Genomic DNA, 23659 nt, shown 5'->3' with positions numbered 1-23659 from the left:
ATTGAAACTTTAAATATTATTACTGGAATACTCGTTGCTGTAATCATCTTTAAATTCCTAAAAACACCGCATTAATATTTGATCAAAAAGCTTTGTATCACTTTTTGAAAAACAGCAAAATACAACAAGTCAAATCTTTACGCTAGCTCTTAAAATCTGTTACATCTGAACCGTGTGGGTTATATAAGGTGAGACGCGAGACGTTTTAAAAGAACTTTAATGATTTAAATATCGTTTTACTTCTCACGTTTATGTTATATCCAAGCCGTAAAGGTTGTAAAATTTCATCTCAATTCTCATCTTTTCATGTCTTACATCTATAACTCACTTCTTATCTGCAATGTTATAATATTTTTGAATTAAACTATCAAGGAGGGTATCATGGCAAATATTCTTTCGAATTTAGACCAAGTTAAAGAAGTTTTAAATGGAGTTGTTGAGATTTCAGATTCCGGCGTAAAAATTTTAGATGAAAAAAAATTAAGAGAAACAGTTATTGACGACCTTATCTACACAGCGGTTTTTTCAAAAGATTACAATTTAAAAGAAGAAGTTAAATACATTATCAGAGAAATAGCAAATGAGTTTGGAGCTATTGCATCTTCAATACATGATTTATACATGGCAATGGGAAGAGGAGAAACAAGAAACTTTACAACACCGGCAGTAAACATTAGAGGAATGACTTACGACGTTGCAAGAAGAATGTTTAAAGTTGGAATAAGAAATAATATCGGTGCTATGATTTTTGAGATTGCTAAATCTGAAATTGAATACACGTATCAAAGACCCTCTGAGTATGCAGCATGCGTATTAGCTGCAGCTATAAAAGAAGGGTACAAAGGACCTGTATTCATACAAGGAGACCACTTCCAATTTAGTGCTAAAAAATACTTTGAAAATCCAGAAAAAGAATTAAACGCTATCAAAGAATTAACAAAAGAAGCAATAGATGCAGGATTTTACAATATAGATATAGACCCATCAACATTAGTTGACTATTCAAAAGAAACTTTAAAAGAACAGCAATATCATAACTACTTAAACACTGCAAAAATGACAGACTATATTAGAGAGATAGAGCCGGAGGGAATAAACGTATCCATTGGTGCAGAGATTGGACATATTGGCGGTAAAAACTCTACGGTAGAAGAATTTGAGGCGTTTATGGAAGGATATTTAGAAACATTAAATAAAAAGCCGGGCATATCTAAAATCTCTGTCCAAACAGGAACAGAGCACGGAGGTATTCCACTTCCGGATGGTACGGTTGCAAAAGTAAAACTTGACTTTAATGTCTTAAGAGATATTGGAGAAGTTGCAAGGAAGAAATACGGACTTTCAGGAACAGTTCAACACGGAGCTTCTACATTACCGGAGGAGCTGTTTGATAAATTCCCAGAAAATAACTGTTCTGAAATACATTTAGCAACGGGATTTCAAAACATCATGTTTGACCTTGCACCAGAAAAGTTTAAAGAAGAGATATACAAATTCATCGAAGAAAACTTTAAAGATGAATGGAAAGAAGGAATGACAAGAGAGCAGTTCTTATACAAATCAAGAAAAAGAGGACTTGGACCGTTTAAATATCAATGGTGGACTTTAGAAAACAAAGAAGAAATTCTTGATGCAATAGAGAAAAAGTTTGAATTCTTATTTGAAAAATTAAAAGTATTTGACACAAAGCAGTACACAGACAAATACATAAAACTTGTTAAAAAAAGCTACGTTAAAGGTTCTACAAAGGACGTTCAACAAAAAGCACAAGAGATTAAGCTTGAAGCCGGAGCAGATTAATTGAGCTTAGACAAACAGATACAAGCCATAAAAGAAATTTACAGAGAGTATAAAAAGGCGGGAGAAAAAACCCGTCCTGTGATAGTTGGTAAGTTTGCTTTATCTGTTTATACCCAGGGAATGTATCCTGCCAATATGATCTCACTTCTCCATCCGGATTTAATTTTTCTTGAAAAAGTTTTATCTAATCTTGGATATAAAAAATTTGGCGACCTTTGGCTAAAAGATGATATTACTATAGAAGTAAGTAAAGATTTTCATCTACTAACCGGAATGTTAAATCAAATAGAAGTTGACGGAGAAGAGATTTTAAACGTCCTATCTCTTGAAGACTTGATTTTAGATATGATGAAATTCTGCGTAGAAGGTGATGACTTGGTTTGTGAACTTGTTAGAATGATTGTTAAATCTTATTACAATGCTTTAGACTTTCATTACATATATAAAAACATAAAAGACAGAAGATTTATACCAAAACTTAAAGAGTACAAAAAAGAAGCGGAGGGTTTAAAATGGCAAGGATAGGTATGGACTTAAACAGTTTTATTTTAGAACAAGAAAGACTTTATCCAAATGCAACAGGGTCTTTATCCCGTGCATTGGTTGCTATAGAATCAGCTACAAAGGTTATTGCTTCTCATGTAAGAATGGCAGGATTGGCTGATATTCTTGGAATGGCGGGCAAAAAAAATATCCAAGGCGAAGAAGTTCAAAAGCTTGACGAGCTTTCAAACAATCTGCTTATTCAATACCTCTCTCAGTCAGGAGAATTTTTCGCCTTAGCTTCTGAAGAACTTGATGAGCCAATTTTCCCGGAAGAAGGAAAGGATGCTAAATACGTAATAGCTTTTGACCCGCTTGATGGTTCCTCCAACATTGATGTAAACATCAGTATAGGAACAATTTTCTCTATTCATAGAAGAGTAAATTCGGATGTTTCAGACTTCTTACAGGAAGGATATAAGCAGGTTGCGGCCGGATATGTAATCTATGGGTCTTCTACAATGCTTGTTTTATCAACAGGAAATGGCGTTAATGGCTTTACCTTAGACCCGGCGGTTGGTATGTATCTACTTTCTCATCCAAATATGAAAATACCAGAAAAAGGAAAGATTTACTCAATCAATGAATCCAACGATAAAAAATGGATTGACGCAGGATTAAAAGAGTACATAGAAAGTCTAAAAGATGAAGGCTACACATCAAGATACATCGGGTCTATGGTTGCAGACGTTCACAGAACGTTAATAAAAGGTGGAATTTTTGCTTATCCGGCGGATGTAAAAAATAAAAACGGAAAGCTAAGACTTTTATACGAAGCATCACCTATGGCATTTTTAACTGTCCAAGCCGGCGGAATAGCAACAACAGGAAAGGAAGATATATTAAACATCAAGCCAACAGATATACATCAAAGAGTGCCTGTTTTCTTAGGTGGAAAATATGAGATAGAAAAGTTAAAGAGTATGTTAAAAAATGGATAATTGGATAAAACTATACATTGCAGATAGTAGAAGTATGGAAGAAGTTGAAGATGAAAGTATAAGTCTAATAATTACTTCACCACCATATTGGCATATAAAAGATTACGGCGTTGAAAACCAGATAGGTTATGGTCAAACATTGCACGATTATCTTAAAGATTTATACAGAGTTTGGCTAGAGTGTTTTAGAGTACTAAAACCGGGTAGAAGATTATGTATCAACGTAGGAGACCAATTTGCAAGGTCTGTAATTTATGGAAGGTATAAAGTTATTCCTATTCATTCAGAAATCATCAGCCAGTGTGAAAAAATAGGATTTGATTACATGGGCAGTATTATTTGGCAGAAAAAAACAACTATGAACACAACAGGCGGAGCCGTTGTAATGGGGTCTTATCCATACCCACCAAACGGATTGGTAGAGATAGATTACGAATATATATTAATTTTTAAAAAACCGGGCGGTAAAGAAAAAATAGCAAAAGATATAAAAGAAAAATCAAAGCTTACAAAAGAGGAATGGAAAGAATATTTTTCAGGACATTGGAGATTTGGCGGTGAAAAGCAGATAAATCATGAAGCTATGTTTCCAGAAGAGCTACCAAAGAGACTTATAAAAATGTTCTCTTTTGTTGGAGAAACAGTTTTAGACCCTTTTGTGGGAAGTGGAACTACCTTAAAAGTAGCCAATTTTCTACAAAGAAACGCAATAGGGTATGAAATAAACGAAAAATTCTTAGATATCATAAAGCAAAAAATATCGTTTAAAGATATTCTATTCACAAAAATTGATGTAATAAAACGAGAAACGAAAACAGAAATTAAACCAATAGATTATACACCTTTAATTCAAGACGCAAAGCCGGAGATAGACCCGAAAAAACTAAATTTCAAAAAAGATTCTACCTATAAAGTTATTGACATACTTAGTGAAGATACTATAAAGCTTAACACAGGGCTTAATGTAAAGCTGTTAGGTGTAAAAATATTAGATAAAGAAAAATCCTTAGAATATCTTAAAAGTCATGTTCTAAAAAAAGAAGTTTTACTAAAATTTGATAAAAACCCTATCTTGAATGAAAATTTGGTTTATGCTTATGTGTATTTAAAAAATAAAATATTTATTAATGCTTACATGATTAAATCAGGTATGGCAAAGACAGATACAGAAATAGATTTTAGTTTAAAGGAAAAATTCTTAAAACTTGAAAAGGAACTTATTAATGAGTAAAGAATGGATTCTAAACATAGCGACAAACAGATGGGGTTTGAATAAAAAAAAAAATAGTGTAGGACCTGTGGCTGAATGGATAAGAGAATGTTCTCCAAAGAAAATAGAAGAATGGGAGAGTTGCTATAAAGATAAACTAAAAAAATTTTTAGAGAGAAAGAAAATTTATATCAAGCCAGATGAGTATTTAGAAGATTTAGGAAAAAAATTATACACAAAAATATCGGAGGTTTTAAAAAAAGAAATAGAAGAAGTATCTGAGGAAGATTGTATTGTTTATATTAAAAATTTAGTCATTAACAGAACCTTTGAAGGATATCAAACAGAAATTAATACAATTTATAGCATTTTAGAAAAAGAGCTTGGAGTAAAGTTAATTCCTGCACCGGATAATTGGGATAGGTTATATAATGTTGATTTTTATATCCAAGTAAAGGATAAGTATATCGGAATTCAGATAAAGCCTGTATCTTACAATCAAACACCGGAAATTCATAAGTGGAAAAATTGGTTAGAAAAATCACACAAGAAGTTTAAAGAAAAATTTGGTGGAGATGTTTTTATAGTTTTTTCTGTAAAAAACGAAGCAGGCAGAAAAGAAATTTGGAATAAAGAAGTTATTGAAGATATAAAAAAAGAAATAGAAAGATTGAGCTAAACCATGTCAAGCAGAATAAAACATTATCTTATAAATGAAAAATACGAAGACCCGGGAATAGTTATAGAAATTCCTGAACTACAAGACTTTATACTTTTTGATGTTGGAAATATTTATAAGCTTGATAGAGATTTAATCAAAAAGATAAATAAAATCTTTATTACACATACACATATGGACCATTTTATTGGATTTGACTTTTTGCTTAGAAGCAAGCTTGGAAGACCGCAAACTGTTGAAATGTTTGGAATAGACCCTTTATCTTACAATGTTTTTTGTAAATTACAGGGCTATACTTGGAATCTTGTTGACCTTGAACCGCAGATAATATTCAAAGTTAAATGTTTAAAAGATAATCTTTACCAATATTATGAATTTGACATCAAGAAAAAATTTGCAAACGACTTTATAAAAGAAGAAGAGGTTGATAGTGATATAATCTATGAAAATAGCCATTATAGAGTTAGGTACGCAGTTTTAGACCATAAAATCAAGGTCATGGGATATGCTTTTGAGTATAAAGACAGACTTTTTTTAAAAAAAGAAAAAATCCAAGAATTACCATTAAAAGGAAAAGAGATAGGGCTTTTTAAACAGTGGCTTGAAAATCAAGAAAATCAAGGTAAAACCTTTAAAATCTTAGATAAAGAATATCCTTACGAGTATTTAAAAGAAGAGTACAGCTATACTCAAAAAGGCATCAAAATTTCCTACATTACTGATGTAGTTTACAGCCAAGAAAATAGAGAAAAAATAGTAAACCTTGTTAAAGATTCAGATTATCTATACTGTGAGTCGGTCTTTTTAGAAAGAGATAAAGAACAGGCAAGCAAAGTTTATCATTTAACGACAACGCAAACGGCAGAAATTGCAAACCTTGCAAATGTTAAAAACTTAATCGTTTTCCATTTTTCAAGAAGATATGGAAAAAATAAAGATTTAGTATTAGAAGAAATCAGAAAATACTTTCCAAATGTTTCGTAATCTATTATATCCATTGTCAGCCGTCTATTGGACAATAGCATCATTGAGAAGGTTTTTATATGAAAAAAATATCTTAAAGAAAAAAAGATTGCCAAAACCTGTTATATCTGTTGGAAATCTTTCAGTTGGTGGCACAGGAAAGACTCCGATTGCCATATCCATAAGTAAATACTTACAAAATCAAGGCTATAAAGTTGCAGTTTTGTCAAGAGGGTACAAAAGAAAATCAAAAGAAGAAATCATTAAATGTGATAATACTTTAAACGCTGAAATCTGCGGAGATGAGCCGTTTTTAATGGTCAAAAAAGGAATAGATGTTTTCGTAGGAAAAGACAGGTATAAATCAGGAATAATGTATGCTTTAAAGATTAAAGATTATGATTTTTTTATCCTTGACGATGGATTTCAGCACTTTCAACTTTTTAGAGATTTTAATATACTTGTTGTAGATGCAGGTAAGCCATTTTGGAAGGATAAAATTCTACCGGTTGGAAATCTTAGAGAACCAAAGAGTTTTTACAAGTATGCTGATGTTTTTTTGATTGCAAGATATAAAGGACAAACTGATGTTGTTGATAAACTTAAAGAATTTGGAAAGCCGTTTTTTATCACACAAGAAAGATTTGATGGTTTAATAGATATGGATAATAGCAAAATAGATTTTTCATTCTTGAAAGGAAAAAAAGTGTCTGTTATTTCAGGACTTGGAAACAACCTACAGTTTTTTGATTTAGTAAAGTCTTTATCAAAACAGTATGATTTTACAGTAGAAGAGTTTATAAACCTTCCAGACCATTTTGATTATAAAAACTTTAAGTTTGACCTAAATAAAACTTATATAACGACCGAAAAAGATTTGGTAAAAATAAACCAAAAAAATGTCTATGCTGTTAGTTATGAAATATTATTACCGGGAGAGTTTTACAAGTTCATGACGGAGAGAATTAATGCAAGAGCAAAATCCGATTGATATAATCTTAAAGCTTGTTTTAAAAGGAGAGATAGACCCTTGGAATATAGATATTACTGTTTTAGCTGAAAAGTATTTAGAAGAAGTTAAAAAAATGTACATTCCGGATTTTCAAACTGTATCAAAAGTCCTAATCGTTGCAGCATTACTTTTGAAGATGAAAGCAGAAAGCTTAAAAATTGAAGATGAAGAAGAGAACGAAGATAAAACATCAAGAAAACGTCTTTTTGGAATAAAAAGATTTTATACAATAGAAGAGCTTGCAATGATTTTAAAAGAGTATACACAACCACCGGTAGATTACTCACCATCAAAAAGAAGCCCTTCGCAAAAAAGAGAAAGAAATTCAGCTAAAAAAATAAAAAAATTTGATTATCAACTACACAGAGCTTCACTAGAAGAAGCGATAAAATTTATAGAAGACTATCTTAAAGAAGTTCTGCAAGTTATAAAATTTTCAGAATTTAACTTTCCAGATAAAACTCAAGCATTTGTAGCACTCCTTTTTTTAAATTATGACAATAAGATTAATCTTTACCAGGAAGAACATTTTGGAGAAATATATATAGAGCCTATTATGGTATAATCTTATTCATGATAAGAGTATTTTACAGAGAAGGCTTAATAATAAAGTCGACACAGCTTAAAGAACTTGAAAAAATAGAGGATAAGTCTAACATCTTATGGGTTGATATCTTCAATCCAACCCAAGAGGAAATAAATTGGTCTGTAGAAACTTTTAAGATTGAATTTCCATCGTTTCAAGAAAGAGAAGATATAGAAATAAGCTCAAGATATTGGGAAGAAGAAGACAGTATAACGATTAATACATACTTTTTAATCAGAGAAGAAGAAAATGCATTTAACGATACTGTCTCTTTTATCATAAAAGACAATTACATTATCACTGTAAGATACAGAGAGTTAAAGACATTCAGAGAATTTGTAAGAAGATTACTTACCAATCCAAGCATCTATAAAACAGGATTTCATGTTTTCTCTTCTATTTTAGAGATCAAGATTGCATCGGATTCTGATGTTCTTGAAAATGTATCAAAAGAGATTTCAAAGCTTGGAAAAATCGTTTCTTCCGGAAACTTAGACGTTACAGAAACAGTTTTTGAATCTATCTCTTACTACGAAGATTTAAACATGACTATCAGGGAATCCCTTATAGATAAGCAAAGGGTTTTATCTTCATTACTAAAAAGCTATAAAATTCCTGAAGATGTTAGAGAAGAGCTAAGAATTTTAATCAAAGACGTAAACTCTCTTATTGATTATACAAAGTTTAATTTTGAAAGACTAAGCTATTTACAAAATACATTCTTAGGTTTGTTAAACATAGAGCAGAACAAAGTAATCAAAATCTTTACAGTTATAGCTACCATCTTTATTCCACCTACGTTGATTGCAAGCATTTATGGTATGAACTTTGAAAATATGCCAGAATTACATTGGCAGTATGGATATTTTTATGCCCTAATTCTAATGTTTTTGTCAGCATCTGTTCCAATTTTCTTTTTTAAAAGGAAAGGATGGCTATGATAAAGAAAAAAATGCTTTTTTTGTTTGTTGAAACCGTTGCATTTATGTTTCTAATTATTCTTGGACTGTCTGTTATAAATTTTATCTATAAAAATGATATTATCCAAGATAAAGCAGACTTTTTTAAAGCTGTATGGGTTGTGATAGTGGTAACTTTATACAGTTCAAGCGTAATCTTTACCTTAAAATTAAAAGAGAAAGACCCTACTTTAGAGCAAAAAGAGTTAGAAGAAAGGTTAAAAGCAAAACAACTTTATGAAGAAAGAGATTTTATAATAAACAGAAGAATAACACTTGCTTATGGAATAACTTTACTCTTTTTATTTTTTGCAGTTTTAACATCTGAGCTTTTAAGCTTTTTCTTTGATGAAGGTCTTTTATCACCTGTTCAGCTTGCATTTCATACAGCAGCGTTTGTTGGCTATGTGATTACATTTAAGTATGTTTGGGAAAAGCAGGATTATATAGAATATAAAAGCAGAGAGTTTATAAAAAAACAAATTAAAGAAGATGAGAATTTAGTGGAGTAAAAGATGCCATACATAGTAAGAGTAAGACAGAAATTTAACGCAGCACACTTTTTGACAGATTATCACGGACAACCAGAACCATTACACGGGCATACTTGGATGGTTGAGCTTTTTATAAGAGCTGATAAACTTGATAATGGCGGTATGGGATACGACTTTATAGAGATTAAAGAATTTCTAAAAGAGATTTTGCCAGACTATAAATGTATGAATGATATATACGACTTTTCTCCAAGTGCTGAAAATGTAGCTAAGTACTTATACGATAAAATAAAAGAAAGATACCCAACTCTTCAGAAAGTTGTTGTTTGGGAAACTGAAGAGGGCGGAGCTGAATACTACGAAGAATGACCTTCTGCAAAAGCTAACGCACCAAAAGCACCACTCCAACTTCCAAGCTTTGCCATATCAATTTTTAAATCTCTAAGCGGCAATGGAAAAATAAGATTTTTTGCTTTTTCTCTAACGATCTCTAAAATATCAGGATAATGTTCTATAATACCGCCAGCCAGCAGTATTTTATCAGGATTAAATATATGAGCAATATTCATAATACCGGTTGATAAGTAATCACTAAACATCTCAAAAGATTTTAAAGCTTTTTCATCTTTGTTTTTAGCAAGATTAACTATCTCAAAAGATGTTATCTTTTTTTCTGTAAGCATACAGTATATCCTTTCAAGTCCGTAAGAAGATACGTAAGCTTCTAAACAACCATTTCTTCCACAGTGGCATAGTAATCCATTTTTTTCAACAACAATATGACCTATCTCCATAGCACTACCAGAGACACCGGAGAGGATTTTACCACCAATTACAGCACCACCACCAAGACCGGTTCCAAGGGTCAAGCAGACAAGAATTTCACTATCTTTGCCATTTCCGTAAACATACTCACCATAAGCAGCAAGATTTGCATCATTCTCTATAAACACTTTGATATTCCTTTGATTTTCTATCTCCTGTTTTAAATTCAAGCCTTCTAAAAATTTTAAATTTGGCGAGTTTGTAAGCTGACCAGATTTTTTATCAACAAGTCCGGCAATAGCTATACCAACTTTTGAGGGTCTGTGTTTTTCTACTATTTTAAGTATTTCATTTACAAAAGTTTTTTTATCCTGAAAATTAACGCTAATTTTCTCTTTAAAAATGTTATCATTCTCATCTTTGCCAACAACCTTTATAAAAGTCCCACCAATATCGATCCCAAGAACCAAAGTTAACTCCTAAAAATTTATTTAATTTTTACGATTATTATATTATAAAAAGTTTGAAAGGCGGATATTCAAGAAAATTAGATAAAATATTTACAAAAGCGGATTTGAAAAATATAAACCGGAGGTTCTAACAATGTCACTATTGGCAAGTTTATCCATAGCAGGACAAAGCTTATTAACATTTCAAAGAGGAATAAACTCTACAAACAAAAATATATCTAACGTAACTACAGAGGGGTATAATAAAGAAACGCCGGTTTTTCAAGATTTACCAAAAAGCGGAGTATATCTAAATAAAATAATCAGAGCATTTGACCAATCGTTATTTAATAGGTCTATTTCTTTAAATCAAAGCGTAAATTCTGATAAAAGTTATAGTGGCATACTTGACAATATAGAAGATGTGTTTAACGATGCACTTGGCAGTGGATTTTCTGATACACTAAATACATTTTTTAACTCCATAAACGATATGCTTATAAAACCTGATGATTTAGCTGCAAGGTCTCAATTTATAGCAAATGCTAAGGTTTTAGTTGGAAAAATAAGAAGCAGTGATAAAGCACTTGAAGACTTAAAACAGCAAACAGTTTTAAAAGTAAGGGACCAAATTAATCAAATCAATCAAATTACCGAGCAGTTAGCAAAGTTAAATAATCTTATAAAAACAAAAACTCTTGATGTTGAATCTAACAACGAGTATCTAAACGAAAGGGATAGATTAATAACTCAATTAAGTAATTTAATAGACACAAAAGTTGTGTTTAATGAAGATAACACTGTTAATGTATTTACTGCTAAAGGTTTTGGCTTGGTAGTCGGTATGACAAATACGCAGCTTCAGTTTGAAACAGATTCTAATGGAAATGCTGTTATAAAATGGAATAACACAAACGATATAACAAAAGAGATACAAAATGGAGAGGTTGGTGGTAATTTAAAAGGAATAAATGCAATCAATGGACAGCTGAATAGATTAAATGACTTTGCAACTGTTTTAGCAAACGTGTTTAATAAAGTTCACAGTCAGGGCTATGGATTGGACGGTAGCACTGGTTTAAATTTCTTTGGAATTGACCCAAATTCTTCATTGTCTAAAATAGATGCATCTAATATTATTGTAGCTATAGAAGACCCTAAGCAAGTTGCTTTGGCAACAAATACTGCATATTTAAATTCAGATAATACAAACGGTAAAAATCTTTTAGCATTGAAAGATAGTATTAACGGCGTACTTACACCTACCGAAGAAACAGCTTTAAAATCAAGTCTTAACGATTCAAACAATTACGACATCATTAAAAATAGTAAATTTTCAGAATATTACAATTCACAACTTGTGGCTATTATTTCTTCTGAAAGTTCAAGAATAAAAACACAGATGAAAAATAACCAATTTCTATATGATGCTATAACAGAAAAGATGAAAAGCTTAACCGGTGTTAATATGGATGAAGAGTTGATTAATTTAACTAAACTTCAAAGGTCATACCAAGCTGCTGCAAGAATAATTACCGTTACGGATGAATTAATGCAAACGATTTTGAATATAGGTAGTAAGTAAATTAGGAAGATTATTTGCAAAAAGTGGTATCTGTATTCTATAGCAGTGAAAGAATCGCCGTCTTTTTTATCTCTCACTTATTCACTGTACAGGCGATTATTATCTCTACTTATTGAAGATCTAAAACAACTCTTTTTGCTTTCTTTTATTTCCAAGAATCTTTAAACTGATGGGAGCTATCAATGTAGTAATTGCAACTACAAATATTATACTTGCATAAAGCATATCATCAAAAAGTTTAGATTGCTTACCTATTTCTGCAAAGATTAATCCAACTTCACCTCTTGGAAGCATTGAAAATCCTATTAATATTTTTTCGTCTAAATTGCCTTTAATTAAGAATCCTGAAATTAACTTGCCAACAAATGCCACGATCAATAACAGAGTAGAGATTTTCCAAAAATCTATTGAAGTAAAATCTATAACTTTTAAGTTTAAACTTAGTCCTATGGATACAAAAAATATTGGTGTTAAGATTGAAACGATTGGCAGTGTGGAATGTTCTATTTTTATAATCATTTTTTCTTTCTCTTCAGCTTTTAAAAAAAGTGCAAATGGAATTATAAACCGTCTTGAAAGGGCAAGTCCAACTGTAAAGGCTCCAAGGATTTCCGGGGAGCCGACTTCATGGGATAAAAAAGCAAAGAAAAAAACCATTGACATAATAGCGACAGGAATAAACTCCTCGCTTTTAAGTTTCTCATAAAAAATATTTATTAGCTTTGCAAGAATTTTAGCAACAATTGGAGCTAATATGAAGAATGTAGATATATAAATTATTAAAACTACAGCTCCGTTTATGTCTATACTTCCTTTTTTGGCATATTCATATAAAACCGCTAAAACTATTACGCCAAAAATATCATCAAGCACAGCAGCACCAAGAACTATTTGAGCAAATCTTTCATTCAATCTTCCTAAGTCATCCAAAACTTTAACCGTAATACCTATGCTTGTAGCTGTAAGAGTGCCACCGATAAAAAGAGATGTAGCCATGGAAAAATTTAAAATATAGTAGCTAATTAGTGTGCCAAGAAGCATTGGAGTAAAAGCTCCAACAAAAGCAACAATAAAAGCATAAATTCCAACTCTTTTCAGCTGATGAAAATCTGCTTCAAGACCAACTTTAAATAAAAGTAATATAATTCCTATTTCTGCTAAAACTTTTATAATCTCGTTTGGAGAGACAATTCCAAGAACGCTTGAACCAAGTATGACACCTGCTAAAATTTCTCCTAAAACTGCCGGAAGACCAAATTTATTGAAAATATCTCCAAAAACTCTTCCAACAAAAAGAATTATGGCTAAGCTTAAAAAAAGATAATGTAAATCCATTTTAAAACTCTTTAAATCTGTTTGTTATAGGCATTCTTCTATCTTTTCCGAAAGCTCTTTCTGTAATCTTTATTCCTATCGGTGCCTGTCTTCTTTTGTATTCGTTTTTATCTATAAGATTTATTATTTTCTTTACATCTTTCTCTTCAAAGCCAAGTTTTATAATCTCTTCAACTGTTAAGTCCTGCTCTACGTACATCTGTATTATCTGGTCTAAAATAGGATATGGAAGAAGTTCTGCTTCGTCTGTCTGATTTGGTCTAAGTTCTGCTGATGGTGGTTTTGTTAAAACTCTGTCAGGTATTACTTTTGATATAGAGTTTCTGTAATAGCTTAGCTCATAAACTTTTGTTTTTAGTACATCTTTTAAAACTGCAAATCCACCGACCATATCGCCGTACAATGTTGAATATCCTACGCTCATCTCACTTTTGTTTCCTGTGGCAATAACTATCCAACCAAATTTATTTGATAATGCCATCAAAATGTTTCCTCTGATTCTTGCTTGAAGGTTTTCTTCTGTTGTGTCTGGTTTTAACCCTTTAAATATTTCTTGAAATTCTTCTAAGTATTTATCAAAAATATTTTTTATTGGAATGGTAAATGTCTCGATATCAAGATTTTTAGCAAGCTCTAAGGCATCTTCTATGGATTCTTTTGAAGTATACTGTGAAGGCATTAAAACACCTTTAACATTTTCTTTTCCAAGTGCATCAACTGCTATACACGCTGTAAGTGAGCTATCTATTCCACCACTTAATCCAATGACAACTTTCTTAAATCCATTTTTGTTTATATAATCTCTAAGCCCAACAACCAAAGCTTTATACGTATCTTCTATCTCTTTTTTATCAAGTGCTATTTTTTGAGATATTTGATTATTTTTATTTTTGATTTTGTAGTCTAATCTAACTTCTTTGACGTTTATAGGTTTTTTTATGTGTCTTAAATTCTTAAGTCTGTTATCTTTTAGCTGAAGTCTAAAAATCTCGTCAAGGTCTACATCTGCCAATAATAACTCCTCTTCAAATGACTCTGCTTTTGCTAATATTTCACCTTGTGCATCTAAAATTAAGCTGCTTCCATCAAAAACAAGCTCATCTTGACCACCTACCATATTAACGTATGCTATAGAAATTAGATTATCTCTTGACCTTACCTTTAACATCTCTTCTCTTTTTTTGACTTTTCCTTGCGAGTAAGGAGATGCGTTTATATTAATCACTACTTCAGTACCAAGAATAGCATAATCGTTTACCGGATTTTCTGGATACCATATATCCTCACAGATTGAAACGCCAACTTTATAATTATCTATGGATAAAAGTAATAATCCATCTCCTTTTTGAAAGTACCTGTTTTCATCAAACACGCCGTAGTTTGGTAGAAACTGCTTGTGATACACTCCGACTATTTCTTTATTGTAAATCACAGCGGCAGCATTAAAAACATCTTCTTGTTTGTCTATAAACCCAACAATCGCAATGATGTTATCAACATTTTCTTTTAATTTCTCTATGTAGTAAAGATTTCCTCCAATAAAACTTGGCTTTAAAATAAGGTCTTCTGGTGGATATCCTGTAAGTGCAAGTTCAGGAAAAGCTACTATGTCTGCTTCTGATTTTTTTGCTTTTTCAATAAATTCAAGGATTTTATTATAGTTATACTCAAAATCTCCAACCACTGGATTTATCTGTGCCAAGGCTAATCTAATTTTCTTCATAGGTTCTTTTGACCTCTTTAAATTAAGAGACTGGACTTCCTACCTCAACATCTTTATCTGTTGTTAGTACTGTCAATCTTTCTCCATCTTTTGCCGCCAATAACATTCCGTGAGACTCTATTCCAAAGATTTTTCTTGGCTTTAAATTTGCAAGGACAATTACATTTTTACCTATAAGCTGCTGAGGCTCGTAATACTGTGCAATACCTGAAACTATTATTCTTTCTTCATCTCCAAGACTTACCTTTAACTTTAAAAGTTTATCTGATTTTTCAACTTTTTCAGCTTCTAACACTTTTCCAACTCTCATTTTTATTTTTGCAAAATCATCAATAGTGATGTATTCTTCCTGTTTTACTTCTTCCATCTTTTTTTCTTCCTCCTTTATCTCAACTCTTGGGAATAATGGAACTACTTGATTTATTGTTATTTCTGTCGGAAAGCTATAAGGCTTAATATCTTTTTTGATTTCATTTATGTTTAACATACTCAAAGCTTCTGTCATTTTTTGCGGCATAAATGGGTTTAGCATCCATACAACAGCGTATATTCCATCTACAAGTGTGTAAAGCGTTGTCTTTAAATACTCTTTATCTTCTTTGTTTAACTTCCAAGGTTCTACTTTTACAATATATTTATTAAGCCAATCTATAAACTGCCAAACTTCTTCAAGACTTTTACTAAACTCTAACTTTTGAATAAAATTTTTATAATTTTCTAAGGTTTTAGAATAAACATTTTTATACTCTTCTTCTATCTCTTTGAAAACAGAAGGTTTTTCTATCTTTCCATTTTGGAATTTATGAATCATTGTTAAGCTTCTTGATATAAGATTGCCAAGGTCGTTTGCAAGGTCTGAGTTTATTCTGTTTATTACAGCTGATTTAGAAAAATCACCATCAAGTCCAAACGGAACTTCTCTTAATAAAAAGTATCTAAGCTGGTCAATGCCAAACTCATCTGCTGCTTTAAATGGGTCTACTACATTTCCAAGAGATTTAGACATTTTATGACCTTCTACCGTCCACCAACCATGGGCAAAGACTTTTTTGGGAATTTCAAGCCCTGCACTCATTAAAAATGCTGGCCAATATACAGCATGAAATCTCAAAATATCTTTACCAACTATATGAACATCAGCAGGCCAAAATTCATTAAGGTTTTCTGGATACCCAACAGCTGTCAGATAGTTAGTAAGTGCATCAAACCATACATAAATAGTGTGAGATGGGTCAAAAGGAACAGGGATACCCCATGCTACACGGTCTCTTTTTCTTGATACAGAAAGGTCTTTTAATCCTTGTTTTACAAAGGCTACAACTTCGTTTTTTCTAAAATCTGGCTGAATAAACTCCGGGTTTTTCTCGTAAAATTCAAGAAGTTTATCTGTGTATTTAGATAATCTAAAAAAGTAGCTTTCTTCTTTGACTTTTTCGCAAGGCTTTAAGTGGATAGGACATTTATAATCATAATCTTTTATCTCCGTTTCTGTTTTAAACTCTTCACATCCAACACAGTAGTAGCTTTCATATTCAGAAAGATAGATATCTCCATTTTCATGACATTTTTGAAAAATATACTGAACTGCTTTTATGTGGTCTGGGTCTGTGGTTCTGATAAATCTATCGTAGCTTATATTAAGCTTCTTCCAAAGCTCTTTAAATGCTAAATGAGTTTTATCTGCAAGCTCTTTTGGGGAAATTCCTTTTTCTTCTGCTGCTTTTTGAATCTTTTGACCATGCTCATCTGTTCCTGTCAAGAAAAATGTTTTTACGCCAATTTGTCTATAATATCTTGCAAGAACATCTGCTGCAACGGTAGTATATGCATGTCCTAAGTGTGGAACATCATTAACATAGTATATTGGTGTTGTAACGTAGAACTTCTCTTGCATTTTCGCTCCCTACTAAAATAATGTTAAAAATAAACGATAATAAAATTATAACATTTTAAATATATGGGTGAATTTGTTAGAAAGTAAAGGGTGTTTAAAGCTTAATTATTTCGTAGAGAAGTTAAGTCTGAGAAAATATAAAATTTCTTGCCTCATTTTAGAATTACAAACAAGGCTATCTTTTCTCTGTTGTCGTACCCTCTTTGAATGTCATTTAAAGCATAGTGGAAGCCAGCATGACTTATACAATTTAATGAAATTTTAACACTTATGAACTATAATAATAATCTTAAAAAAGAGGCGAGAATATGAACGAGATAAGACATAACTTTCTTAAAGATACGTGGGTGATTATATCAGCTGACCGGGCAAGAAGACCCCATGAATACAATATTTCAATTTATGAAGAATCTACAGACCTAACTAAATGTCCATTTGAGCACGGAAATGAAGATAAAACACCACCAGAGATATTTGCAATAAGACCCAATGGTTCCCCACCAAATACACCAGGATGGAAAGTTAGAGTTTTTCCAAATAAATATCCTGCGTTAAAAATAGAAAATCTGCCTATCAGAGAAGGAGAATTTATTTTTGAAAAAATAAGTGGTTTTGGTGCCCATGAGGTTATTGTGGAAACTCCAGACCATTTCAAACATATACAAGATTTTGAAGATGAAGATTTTATAAACATGTTCATTACATTCAAACAAAGGATTTTAGATTTATACAAAGACCTTAGGATAAAATATGTTCATGTGTTTAAAAATCATGGTAAAGAAGCAGGAAAAAGTATAGTACACAGTCATAGTCAGTTAATAGCCTTACCTATCATTCCAAAATTACAAAAAACGATGATACTCCAGTCAAAAAAATACTTTTATGAAAAAGAAAGATGTTATTTATGTGATGAGATAAAAACTGAAAAAAAATTAAAAATTAGAACAATTTATGAAAACGATAATTTTATAGCTTACTGTCCTTATGCAAGTTTATTCCCTTTTGAAATAAAAATAGCACCTGAATTCCATAGCCATGATTTTACAAACATATCAGATTTACAACTAAAAGACCTTGCAGATGTTTTAAAATTTTCAGTTAGAAAGCTTAACAAAACTCTTATAAACCCATCTTTTAACCTAATTCTTTACACTTCACCACCTATTAGAAATTCTATTACCGATGAAGAAATATACAAAGGTCTTGATTTACATTTTCATTGGCATATTGAGATTTTACCGCGAATAACAACTCTTGCAGGATTTGAACTTGGGACCGATTATTATATTAATCCAACGCCACCGGAAGATGCAGCAAAATATTTAATTGAGGTGATTTAAATGAAAGTAGTATTTGCATCAAGTGAAATATATCCTTTTGCAAAAACAGGTGGACTTGCTGATATTGCAGGAGCTTTACCAAGAAAAATTGCCTCGCAAGGTGTTAAAGTGTTTGGATTTATGCCGTTGTATAAAACAGTAGATATAAATAAACATGGAATTATCAAAATAGATGCCTCTGTAGATGTTAAACTAAATAACAGGGTTTACACTTTTGAAGTTTATAAAAAAATAGATGATGCTACATTTTTCTTTCTAAAAAATGATGAACTCTTTGGAAGAGATTATCTATATGGACCACCGGAAGGTGACTATCCAGACAACGATATTAGATTTGGAGCTTTTTCTTATGCTGTTATGGAGTTTATCAAAAGAGAAAATTTAAATCCGGATTTAATTCATGTAAATGATTGGCAAACAGCTTTGATACCCGTTTTAAATTATTACAAATACAACAATCATCATGTTAGAACAGTTATAACAATACATAATCTTGCTTATCAAGGTATTTGTGATAAGTTTGCAATAGAAAGACTTAATCTTGGCTGGGATATATTTCATATGGAAGCCTTAGAGTATTATGATAAAGTGAATTTTTTAAAAGGTGGAATAGTTTTTAGCTCAGCCGTAACAACAGTTAGCCCAACTTATGCAAAAGAAATTACTTATCCGGAATATGGCTATGGACTTGATGGAGTGCTTAGGAAATATTCAAATAAGCTATATGGAATCTTAAATGGAATAGATTATGATGTCTGGAATCCTGAAACGGATAAACATATTTATGAAAATTATTGTGTTTTTACAATTCAAAAAAAGTCTATCAATAAAAAGCTGTTTTTAAAAGAAGTTGGACTTAAAGATGAAGTAAAGCCACTTTATATTTTTATCGGAAGGCTTGCACATCAAAAAGGCGTTGATTTGATTATGGATTCAATAGAAGAAATGTCTAAAATGTCTGCAAACTTTGCTATTTTAGGATTTGGTGATAGAGAATACAATGACTTTTTTAAATCTATAGAAGGAAAATATGAAAATATTTTTGTAAAGGTTGATTATAACGAGACTTTGAGTAGGAAAATGTATGCTGCAGCCGATTTTCTTTTAATGCCATCACTGTTTGAACCCTGCGGTCTTAATCAGATGATAGCAATGAGATACGGAACCTTGGTTATTGCAAGAGAAACAGGAGGTTTGAAAGATACAGTTAAAGATATATCACAGCCGGATGGATATGGATTTTTATTTAAAAATCCAACAAAAGAAGAATTTTTAAATGCACTTTATAGAGCTGCCGAGTTATATAATAATAAAAAATTATTTGAAAATTTACAAAAAAAAGTTATGGAGATAGATTTTTCTATTGATAGCACTGCAAGAAAGTATATAAAGCTATACGAGAGCTTAAAGTATAGTAGAGAGGGTTAAAATATGATAGAATTAATTAAATCAAGCTTGACAGAGGACAATTTTTCAAGTCATATACAACATAAATCCGAAGATGTCTTTGATCCAGCATCAAAAGAGTATAAAATACCTGATTATTTTAATGTAAACAGAATCATTATTTTACCTGTCAATCCATCAAGATTTTTTATATACTGGATGCTATCAAAAGATAACATAGAAAAATACAAAGAAAGTTATCCGGAGATAAAGCTATTTGTAGAGGATGTAGAAGTACTGAAAACAAAAGTATACAACCATTATGGTGATATATATCTTCACTATCATGCACCATTTAAGAAAGTTTATGCTGTCTTGTCCATAAACGATGAATTTGTGCTAAAGTCTAATGAAATCATCGCGCCATCTGATGTGCTTTCTTTTGAAGATGAGGAAATATGGTTTAATAAGTCTAGTAATTTAGAGAAAAGAATGCCATTTAAATTAGATAAAAAACAATTAGAAGAGCTTTTAAAAGCTAAAGATTTAAAGGTTACAGGAATCACGGAGTTACTAATAGAAAATCCATCTTCTAAAAGGTAGATTAGGTAAAATAATACCTGAGACTGTTCCAAAAATCAAAATTGTCATTCTGAGCAAAGCGAAGAATCTCATAATTTTTTTTCAAATCAAAAAATCAAAAACGAGATCCTTCGGCCTTACGGCCTCGGGATGACAAGGAAAGGTAAACTTACGGGAATTTTGGAACACTCATAGAAAAATCAAAATTTATTTATAAGATTTAAACTTTTACAATAATCATTCAAAAATAAAATCTCTATTTTTAAAAGAAAATATTTCATAATGCAATCCATATAATCTTGAAATTAAATCTTCAGCATTTTTATCGTCACTTCTTGGCATGGTTCCGCAAGCCATCACCTTTAATACTTCAAAAACTTTGTCTATTTGTATTTCTACATTAGATACTCTATCTTTAAGTTTTTTTAGTTTTAAAGGACTATTTCCCTCATAAATAATACCAAAAGTATTATTATCTATAACTGCTACAGTATCTTCTTTGCCGATGCTATTCCTAATTGCATTCATTGCTTTGATAAATGCTTTTGTATAGGCCGAATAACCGTAATTGGAAAGAATGTCTTTTAAACTTTCTATGTAGATTAAGCCAGCAACAAAGCTTTTATTTTCTTTTTTATATTTATTGAAATAAAATCGTATATCGACCTCAAATTTCTTTCTATCAAGAAATTCTTTGTTATTACTTTCAAAAGTCTTCAAATCTAAAACTTCAATTTCTGTTAAACTTTCTTTTAACTGTGTTAAAAGGTTGGTAGATTTATTTATAAGCTTTCTTAAAGTGTTATAGATTTTCATATCGTTGCTATCTGTGGTTAGATAAAATCTTAGGATTTTTAGACTTTCTTCCAAAGACCTTAAATAGTCTTGATTTTCTGCCAATAAAATCTTTATAATTTGCTTTAGTTTTTTATCAACAACGCAAACTTCTCGATTGTTAAAAACGTTTTCTTTCAAAAATTTTTCTTTTAGTTTAAGAAATTCTTCGCTATTGAAATTTACGTTCAAGGAATGGGCAATGACAAGGATTTCAAATGTTCTGATAATATCGTTTAAATTTTGTTTATTTTGGGAAATTTCGATAGCTTTTTTGAAAAATTCAATGAGTAAGTTGTCATCTATCTTAACTTCGGCTTTTTCTAAAGCATCTTTTGTTAGAAAATTTTCTTTAAAGTACCAGCCTTGAAAAAGTCTACCACCTATGTTAATTAGATCATTTATTTCTTCTTTTGTTTCCACCTTTTCAAAAATTACATTAACATTGTTTTCACTGCAAAAGCTTACTATCTCTTTTACAACATTCAACATATTCACCCATAAAATTCTATCTATTTTAATACTTTCAACAACATCTTTATATTTGATAAGTCTGTCAAAGTTTGACGATACTGTTCCAAAATCATCAAGAGATACTTTGATATTATTAGCTAAGAAAAAGTTTAAGATTTTTTCTGCTTCCGGAGCATCGTCTTCTAAAAGCTCTATTATTACTTTTTCTTTGTTTTCAATTTTCGATAATTCTTTTAGTATTTCTTCTTTATACTTTAATATAGTTTTGCCAGATAGATTCAAGTGATAATGAACGTTTGATGTTTTCAGCTCTTCTTTCAATAAATCAAGGTTTAATTTAAAAGTTCTAAAGTCAATATCTTCGTTAATAATTAACTGAGGAAAATCTGCGAGGATTTCGTATCCATAAATGCTGAATTTATCATTCTCATACTTAATTATTGGCTCTCTTCTCAATTTTTAACCCCTCCGTATTATTTACCTCACATTTGAAAAAACAAATTTCACATTTTGGCTTTTTAGTGCATAACTCTTTACAATGTTTTACTATTAAAGCGTGAAATTCTTTATAAACCTCTAAGTCCTTTTCTATATTCTGTGTTATAAAACTTTGCAAACTATCATAATCTATTTTATCACTTACTAAGCCAAGTCTGCTAAAAAATCTTTTTGTGTATGTATCTATTACAAAATATGGTTTGTTAAGTGCGTAAAGTAGTATTGAATCAGTCGTTTCTTTTCCTACTCCTTTAATGCTTAATAAATCTTCTCTCGTAATGTCTTTGTGAGGCTTTTCTAAAAATAGCTTTGATACAGCTTTTAATGTTTTTGCTTTTTGATTATAGAATCCAACCGGTCTTATTAGTTCTTTTAAAAATTCTATATCTGAGCAGTAGACCTTTTCAAAGTCCAGCATGTTATGTTTTATTAGATTTTCTAAAGCTTTTTCAACATTTTTCCAAGAAGTATTTTGTGTCAAAACGGCTCCAAAGGTTATTTCCACAATACTATTTTGTCCTTCATGAACAGGCCACCAATTTTGATATCCGTACTTCTCTAAAAGCTTATTATACACATCTTTTAAAATCATGTAATAACTCAAGTACTCTTTGTGTAAAAAGTAAATCTTTTTAATATAGTAAGATACATCTGGCTAGAAATTCAAGAGATTATGGAAAGTATTCTAAAATTCTTGTAAACTTCCTTTCTGTCATCGTATATTAAGTATACCAAAAATTTTTAAACTTTAAAAGAATAAGTTTTATAATAATTACAGACATGAGAGAAAAAGGAAGGACAGATCAAGTTTCTGTCATTGGTCTTTTAAGACCGCTCAGAATGTTTTAGACTGTCCTTCCTACAACTTCCTAAAACCTGCAGTAAGAACATTAGGCTTTAAAGAAACTTTTGAAGTTAAATCTGACCCGGTAGAGTTTGAGAAGAAAATTAAGCCTTACCTTAAGAGGTTTAAGCAGTCAGATATGCTTATCATAATGGAGCATACAGGAGTTTATCATTTAAAGCTTGCTGATTATCTGTATGAAAATGACTATCAGGTAGCAGTAGTAAATCCATTTTCAATAAAGAAGTTTATGGAAGCTAAAATGTCAAGAGTTAAAACAGATAAAGCTGATTCATACTACAACAGCAGAATATGGAAGAACGTTTTTCGATGGAGAGCTTTATAAACCAAAACCAGATGTAGAAAAAGAAATAGAAGTAAAACTAAAGATATTAGAAGACTTAAAGCATCAGCTTACAATGCTAAGAAATAAAAGAGAATCATTAAGTCATGTACCGATGAAAAAATTGAAAGAGAACTTGGAATATTACGATGAGCTAATCAGAAAAATAGAAAAAAGCATAAAAGAACTTGAGAAAGAGATAAAAGAATTGTCTAAGAAGAATTTTCAAGAGGAATACAAACTTTTAAAAAGTATACCTGGTGTAAGTGATAGGGTTATAGGAGTAGTAATATGAGACTTGTCAATAATTTTGTGTCTGTATTGAAAACTTTTTATTAAACAATTGTAAAATTTCATAAGAAGCTCCTTTAAAAGCAGGTATAGGTTTTTTCCATTTTTTATTCTTTAAATTATCTCTCT

Annotated in this window: 21 protein-coding genes and 1 pseudogene; 16 read left to right on the top strand and 6 right to left on the bottom strand. The window is 30.9% G+C overall.

The window, feature by feature from the left end:
* The first annotated feature begins 381 nt into the window (after nt 1-381).
* The 11 genes from Q0929_RS05555 to Q0929_RS05505 are packed head-to-tail and all read left to right on the top strand — an operon-like array spanning nt 382 to nt 9556.
* Entirely contained in the window at nt 382-1800 is a 1419-nt protein-coding gene (locus Q0929_RS05555; protein WP_299238710.1) for a class II fructose-bisphosphate aldolase, read from the top strand.
* A complete protein-coding gene (locus Q0929_RS05550) occupies nt 1801-2325 on the top strand; it encodes a 6-carboxyhexanoate--CoA ligase (protein WP_299238709.1) in 525 nt (174 codons plus the stop codon).
* Nucleotides 2313-3284, top strand: coding sequence for a class 1 fructose-bisphosphatase (gene fbp, locus Q0929_RS05545; protein ID WP_299238707.1), 972 nt, complete (start codon nt 2313-2315; stop codon nt 3282-3284). Before Q0929_RS05550 ends, fbp begins: the two co-directional genes overlap by 13 nt.
* Nucleotides 3277-4515 (top strand): DNA methyltransferase, encoded by a 1239-nt coding sequence (locus Q0929_RS05540; RefSeq protein ID WP_299238706.1) that lies wholly within the window; start codon nt 3277-3279, stop codon nt 4513-4515. Before fbp ends, Q0929_RS05540 begins: the two co-directional genes overlap by 8 nt.
* Entirely contained in the window at nt 4508-5173 is a 666-nt protein-coding gene (locus Q0929_RS05535) for an MjaI family restriction endonuclease (protein WP_299238704.1), read from the top strand. The genes Q0929_RS05540 and Q0929_RS05535 overlap by 8 nt, the downstream gene beginning before the upstream one ends.
* A gap of 3 nt (nt 5174-5176) precedes the next feature.
* The gene (locus Q0929_RS05530; RefSeq protein WP_299238702.1) at nt 5177-6157 is read left to right on the top strand and encodes a ribonuclease Z; all 981 of its coding nucleotides are present in this window, start codon (nt 5177-5179) and stop codon (nt 6155-6157) included.
* Nucleotides 6147-7127 carry a tetraacyldisaccharide 4'-kinase gene (lpxK, locus tag Q0929_RS05525; RefSeq protein ID WP_299238700.1) on the top strand — a complete coding sequence of 327 codons (981 nt, stop codon included), beginning with the start codon at nt 6147-6149 and terminating at the stop codon, nt 7125-7127. Before Q0929_RS05530 ends, lpxK begins: the two co-directional genes overlap by 11 nt.
* On the top strand, nt 7105-7713 hold the full coding sequence (locus Q0929_RS05520; RefSeq protein WP_299238699.1) for a segregation/condensation protein A: 609 nt from the start codon (nt 7105-7107) through the stop codon (nt 7711-7713). The genes lpxK and Q0929_RS05520 overlap by 23 nt, the downstream gene beginning before the upstream one ends.
* An 8-nt stretch (nt 7714-7721) precedes the next feature.
* The gene (corA, locus tag Q0929_RS05515) at nt 7722-8675 is read left to right on the top strand and encodes a magnesium/cobalt transporter CorA (protein ID WP_299238698.1); all 954 of its coding nucleotides are present in this window, start codon (nt 7722-7724) and stop codon (nt 8673-8675) included.
* Nucleotides 8672-9205, top strand: a complete 534-nt coding sequence (locus tag Q0929_RS05510; RefSeq protein ID WP_299238696.1) for a hypothetical protein — start codon at nt 8672-8674, stop codon at nt 9203-9205. Before corA ends, Q0929_RS05510 begins: the two co-directional genes overlap by 4 nt.
* A gap of 3 nt (nt 9206-9208) precedes the next feature.
* Complete coding sequence (locus tag Q0929_RS05505; protein WP_012458758.1) at nt 9209-9556, top strand: 6-carboxytetrahydropterin synthase; 348 nt, start codon at nt 9209-9211, stop codon at nt 9554-9556.
* Here Q0929_RS05505 and Q0929_RS05500 read toward each other — a convergent pair.
* Nucleotides 9544-10422: an ROK family protein gene (locus Q0929_RS05500; protein ID WP_299238694.1), complete on the bottom strand. Its 879-nt coding sequence runs from the start codon at nt 10420-10422 to the stop codon at nt 9544-9546. The two genes, Q0929_RS05505 and Q0929_RS05500, sit on opposite strands and share 13 nt — an antisense overlap.
* A 133-nt stretch (nt 10423-10555) precedes the next feature.
* On the opposite strand from Q0929_RS05500, the gene flgK reads away from it, so the two are divergent.
* The gene (gene flgK / locus Q0929_RS05495) at nt 10556-11986 is read left to right on the top strand and encodes a flagellar hook-associated protein FlgK (protein ID WP_299238692.1); all 1431 of its coding nucleotides are present in this window, start codon (nt 10556-10558) and stop codon (nt 11984-11986) included.
* A gap of 120 nt (nt 11987-12106) precedes the next feature.
* Here flgK and Q0929_RS05490 read toward each other — a convergent pair whose 3' ends face one another.
* Genes Q0929_RS05490 through metG form a run of 3 tightly spaced genes read right to left on the bottom strand, consistent with a single transcriptional unit; the run spans nt 12107 to nt 16938 of the window.
* Complete coding sequence (locus Q0929_RS05490) at nt 12107-13321, bottom strand: cation:proton antiporter (RefSeq protein WP_299238690.1); 1215 nt, start codon at nt 13319-13321, stop codon at nt 12107-12109.
* A 1-nt stretch (nt 13322) separates the two neighbouring features.
* Nucleotides 13323-15044 (bottom strand): NAD+ synthase, encoded by a 1722-nt coding sequence (locus Q0929_RS05485; RefSeq protein ID WP_299238688.1) that lies wholly within the window; start codon nt 15042-15044, stop codon nt 13323-13325.
* A 22-nt stretch (nt 15045-15066) separates the two neighbouring features.
* Nucleotides 15067-16938 (bottom strand): methionine--tRNA ligase, encoded by a 1872-nt coding sequence (gene metG, locus Q0929_RS05480; protein ID WP_299238687.1) that lies wholly within the window; start codon nt 16936-16938, stop codon nt 15067-15069.
* A 308-nt stretch (nt 16939-17246) separates the two neighbouring features.
* Between metG and galT the strand changes: the two genes are divergently transcribed.
* From galT to Q0929_RS05465, 3 genes are read left to right on the top strand one after another with little or no spacing between them, the layout of a single operon-like run.
* Nucleotides 17247-18278, top strand: a complete 1032-nt coding sequence (gene galT / locus Q0929_RS05475) for a galactose-1-phosphate uridylyltransferase (RefSeq protein ID WP_299238685.1) — start codon at nt 17247-17249, stop codon at nt 18276-18278.
* On the top strand, nt 18279-19706 hold the full coding sequence (locus tag Q0929_RS05470) for a glycogen/starch synthase (RefSeq protein WP_299238683.1): 1428 nt from the start codon (nt 18279-18281) through the stop codon (nt 19704-19706). It begins immediately after the preceding gene.
* Nucleotides 19707-19709: 3 nt separating this feature from the next.
* Nucleotides 19710-20267, top strand: a complete 558-nt coding sequence (locus Q0929_RS05465; RefSeq protein WP_299238682.1) for a hypothetical protein — start codon at nt 19710-19712, stop codon at nt 20265-20267.
* A 216-nt stretch (nt 20268-20483) separates the two neighbouring features.
* On the opposite strand, the gene Q0929_RS05460 is transcribed toward Q0929_RS05465, so the two are convergent.
* Both Q0929_RS05460 and Q0929_RS05455 read right to left on the bottom strand, forming a co-directional pair.
* On the bottom strand, nt 20484-22010 hold the full coding sequence (locus Q0929_RS05460) for an EAL domain-containing protein (protein WP_299238681.1): 1527 nt from the start codon (nt 22008-22010) through the stop codon (nt 20484-20486).
* Nucleotides 21988-22644, bottom strand: a complete 657-nt coding sequence (locus Q0929_RS05455) for an endonuclease (protein WP_299238679.1) — start codon at nt 22642-22644, stop codon at nt 21988-21990. The genes Q0929_RS05460 and Q0929_RS05455 overlap by 23 nt, the downstream gene beginning before the upstream one ends.
* Nucleotides 22645-22951: 307 nt before the next feature.
* Between Q0929_RS05455 and Q0929_RS08970 the strand changes: the two are divergent.
* A pseudogene (locus Q0929_RS08970) lies at nt 22952-23528 on the top strand (transposase); the annotation flags it as partial.
* Nucleotides 23529-23659 lie beyond the last annotated feature (131 nt).

The sequence above is a fragment of the Sulfurihydrogenibium sp. genome, from assembly GCF_028276765.1.
Taxonomy (GTDB): domain Bacteria; phylum Aquificota; class Aquificia; order Aquificales; family Hydrogenothermaceae; genus Sulfurihydrogenibium.
The sequence above is the reverse complement of the archived record's forward strand: the minus strand, read 5'-3'. Positions and strand labels throughout refer to the sequence as shown.

What these genes read in the sequence shown, in the direction of transcription:
- Q0929_RS05555 (WP_299238710.1), top strand. Translation starts at nt 382, where the DNA reads ATGGCAAATATTCTTTCGAATTTAGACCAAGTTAAAGAAGTTTTAAAT.
- fbp (WP_299238707.1), top strand. Translation starts at nt 2,313, where the DNA reads ATGGCAAGGATAGGTATGGACTTAAACAGTTTTATTTTAGAACAAGAA.
- Q0929_RS05540 (WP_299238706.1), top strand. Translation starts at nt 3,277, where the DNA reads ATGGATAATTGGATAAAACTATACATTGCAGATAGTAGAAGTATGGAA.
- Q0929_RS05535 (WP_299238704.1), top strand. Translation starts at nt 4,508, where the DNA reads ATGAGTAAAGAATGGATTCTAAACATAGCGACAAACAGATGGGGTTTG.
- Q0929_RS05530 (WP_299238702.1), top strand. Translation starts at nt 5,177, where the DNA reads ATGTCAAGCAGAATAAAACATTATCTTATAAATGAAAAATACGAAGAC.
- lpxK (WP_299238700.1), top strand. Translation starts at nt 6,147, where the DNA reads ATGTTTCGTAATCTATTATATCCATTGTCAGCCGTCTATTGGACAATA.
- Q0929_RS05520 (WP_299238699.1), top strand. Translation starts at nt 7,105, where the DNA reads ATGCAAGAGCAAAATCCGATTGATATAATCTTAAAGCTTGTTTTAAAA.
- corA (WP_299238698.1), top strand. Translation starts at nt 7,722, where the DNA reads ATGATAAGAGTATTTTACAGAGAAGGCTTAATAATAAAGTCGACACAG.
- Q0929_RS05510 (WP_299238696.1), top strand. Translation starts at nt 8,672, where the DNA reads ATGATAAAGAAAAAAATGCTTTTTTTGTTTGTTGAAACCGTTGCATTT.
- Q0929_RS05505 (WP_012458758.1), top strand. Translation starts at nt 9,209, where the DNA reads ATGCCATACATAGTAAGAGTAAGACAGAAATTTAACGCAGCACACTTT.
- flgK (WP_299238692.1), top strand. Translation starts at nt 10,556, where the DNA reads ATGTCACTATTGGCAAGTTTATCCATAGCAGGACAAAGCTTATTAACA.
- Q0929_RS05490 (WP_299238690.1), bottom strand. Translation starts at nt 13,321, where the DNA reads ATGGATTTACATTATCTTTTTTTAAGCTTAGCCATAATTCTTTTTGTT.
- Q0929_RS05485 (WP_299238688.1), bottom strand. Translation starts at nt 15,044, where the DNA reads ATGAAGAAAATTAGATTAGCCTTGGCACAGATAAATCCAGTGGTTGGA.
- metG (WP_299238687.1), bottom strand. Translation starts at nt 16,938, where the DNA reads ATGCAAGAGAAGTTCTACGTTACAACACCAATATACTATGTTAATGAT.
- galT (WP_299238685.1), top strand. Translation starts at nt 17,247, where the DNA reads ATGAACGAGATAAGACATAACTTTCTTAAAGATACGTGGGTGATTATA.
- Q0929_RS05470 (WP_299238683.1), top strand. Translation starts at nt 18,279, where the DNA reads ATGAAAGTAGTATTTGCATCAAGTGAAATATATCCTTTTGCAAAAACA.
- Q0929_RS05465 (WP_299238682.1), top strand. Translation starts at nt 19,710, where the DNA reads ATGATAGAATTAATTAAATCAAGCTTGACAGAGGACAATTTTTCAAGT.
- Q0929_RS05455 (WP_299238679.1), bottom strand. Translation starts at nt 22,644, where the DNA reads ATGATTTTAAAAGATGTGTATAATAAGCTTTTAGAGAAGTACGGATAT.